The organism is uncultured Campylobacter sp., from assembly GCF_937996225.1.
Classification (GTDB): domain Bacteria; phylum Campylobacterota; class Campylobacteria; order Campylobacterales; family Campylobacteraceae; genus Campylobacter_B.
In genome coordinates, this window is record NZ_CALKTC010000023.1 from 1 (window position 1) to 2810 (window position 2810).

Here is a 2810-nt window from a genome sequence, read left to right on the forward strand (position 1 = left end):
GCGAAGTCGCAGAATCGCAGGCGGGCGCGAAACCGAATAAATCGGAAAGCGTAAAACAAAATGAAAGAGAGGGCGCAAATTTGGATGAGTGGCGAGATTTAATTAATGTCGCCCATCCGTCGCAAAACTCGCAAAATCAGCAAAGTCTAAATTTAAACGAACAACGAGGCACTGTGTATTCGCCGCAGAATTTTAGCGCAGATGCAAATTCAAATAAACGACAAACCGAGTATTCGCCGCAAAATCCAAACGCAGATATAAATTTATACAAACGGCGTAATGCCGCCGACGCGCATCCGCATCAAAACTCGCAAAATCCGCAAAATCTAAATTTAAATAGTCGGCAAGATACCGCGCATCCGCTGCAAAATCCGCAGGCAGATGCAAACTCTAGCGAGCGGCCGAGCGTAAATTTTGATCCGCAGGCAAATTCCATTTCAGACGCTAGTACGCAGACGAATTTCGCTTCGTCGGACGCTAGTACTCAGACAGATTCTACTCCGGGCGCCAAAATACAGACAAATTCCGTTTCAGGCGCTAAATCGCGGGCAAATTTCGCTTCGGACACTAAGGCGCAAATAAATTCCGATCTAAACGCCAAGGCGCGGGGAAATTCCGCAGGCTCCGAAGCGAGCGCGCAGTCCAGGGAGCAAACTGCGCTAGCGCAGGAGCTTACGCGTCTAAACGAGGGTAAAATTTATTCGAGCTTGGATCTGAAAACCCAAATCGCGCTTGAGGGTTTTTTGAAAAGTGAGATACTCTCTCTACGCGATAAGGGCGTTAGAAACGGTGCTGCAGTGTTGATCGACAACAAAAGTATGAGGGTGATCGCCTATGTAGGCAGCCACGATTTTAGCGCCAATGAGGGGCAAAACGACGGCGTGCGCTCGCAAAAAAACGTGGGCTCGACGCTCAAGCCCTTCATCTACGCCAAAGCCCTTGAGCGCGGGCTTATCACCCCTTCAAAGAAGCTGATCGACGCGCCGATAACCTTCGCAGGCTATGTGCCGCGCAACTACAATCAGGGGTTTTTGGGTGCGGTGAGCGCGACTGACGCGCTAAGTCTTAGCCTAAATATCCCCGCGGTGAAGCTAAATTTGATGCTTGGTGACGACGGGCTGTATGAGATGCTATCAAACGTGCATCTGGCGGAGTTCAGCAAGGATTATTACGGCGCGGGTATCGCACTGGGAAGCATTTCGATGAGTCTAATGGATCTTGCTCGCCTTTACAGCGCGTTTGCAAACGGCGGCAAGCTGCGAAAGATCGAAATAGCGGGCGCAAAGATCGGCGACGATGCTAAAATTTTAACCCCGCAGAGCGCCTATATCGTAACGCAGATGTTAAGAAACGCGCCGCGCTCCTATCTCGGCTCGGTGTGGCAAAACACCCTAAACGCGCCGCCGCTGATGTTTAAAACGGGTACAAGCGCCGATGCGCGCGATCTCTACACCGTTGCGCTCACGCCTAAATTTACACTCGGCGTCTGGCTAGGAAATTTCGACGGCTCCAAGACTAGAGATCTTAGCGGCGGCGTGAGTGCGGCGAAGGTGGCGTTTAATATGTTTGCCTTCCTCGATAAATCGAGCATACTGGGCGAGGCAGAGTTTGCGCGTCCCGCGGGCGTGAGCTTTCGGCGAGTATGCACCGACGCGTACCGCGAAAAAGAGTGCGCTCAAAGCGCCGAGGATCTTACGATCGATGGGGTTGAGCCCAACGAGGAGTGCGAAATTTACGGCACGAGCGAGCTTTTTTATCTACTAAAACACGGCCTAGTCGATCCGCAAAAGGTGCGCGCAGGAAGATGTGCGGCTAAATTTGCTGCCGTAAAGCCCGTGCTAAACGACATAAACGCCAAAACCTACGAGACCGGCGCGGACGGCACGCTGCGGCTAAAGGTGCAGTGCACGGCGGTTTTTGGCGAGCGCGTATATATCAGGCTAAGCGGCGGTTCGCGGGAGTTTATAGCGCTAAATTCCACTGCGTTTACGGGGGAGAATTCCACGGATTTGGATTTCGAGCATTCTAGCGCGGCGCAGCAAGATAATTTAAAGCAGAATTTAGCACAGCAAAATTTTGTAGAACAGAATTCTACAGCACAAAATTCTATGCGACAAAATTTAGCGCCGCAGAATTTAAAATCACAAAATCTTACGAAGCAAAATTCTGTAGAATGGAATTTTATAACTAAAAATCCAGTCACACGGAATTTGGCGCCGCAAAATTCTATCTTGCAAAATTCTACAGAGCAAAATTCGGAGGTTCAAAATTTCACAGCGAAAAATTTCACAGATCAAAATTTCTCGCAACAAAATTCTGCGGCACGAGATTTTACCACGCAAAGCCTAGCGCCTGCAAATTCTAAAGTTAAAACGGGAGAATATTTTGCGCGCACTAACGGCGAGGCTTTTACGCTTAACCTCGGCGCAGGGGATTTTGAGCTTGGCTGCTTGGACGAAAATGCAAATTTCGCTAAAGCAAATTTTAGAGTAAATGAAAGAAAATAAAAGGTTAATTTGTATATAATTTCGTAAAATTTTTGCAAAGGAATTTTATGAAGACAAAACTACTAAGCGCAGCGCTATTTTGCGCTTTGGCTAGCTTTGCCGCGGGCGTAGAGATCAAATACGCTAGCGGGGCTTACGAGATTAGCGGGGTGGACGGCAGTGGATTTAGTGTCACGCAAAAGCAGATCTTAAAATGCACTCCCAAAATCACGGGCACCTACGAAAGCGTGAGCGAGAGCTCAATCAGGCTCTATCCTAAGCCGATGCTTAGCGCCGGGGTTAATTATTCGTGCGAGGCGCGCG

The 2810-nt window shown here is 49.2% G+C and carries 2 protein-coding genes; both read left to right on the forward strand.

Features of this window, described 5'->3' with window-relative positions:
* On the forward strand, window positions 1-2507 hold a 2507-nt coding region (locus Q0174_RS03370), incomplete at its 5' end, for a penicillin-binding transpeptidase domain-containing protein (RefSeq protein ID WP_298041685.1).
* Window positions 2508-2554: 47 nt separating this feature from the next.
* The coding region (locus Q0174_RS03375) for a hypothetical protein (RefSeq protein ID WP_298041686.1) at window positions 2555-2810 on the forward strand (256 nt) is incomplete at its 3' end.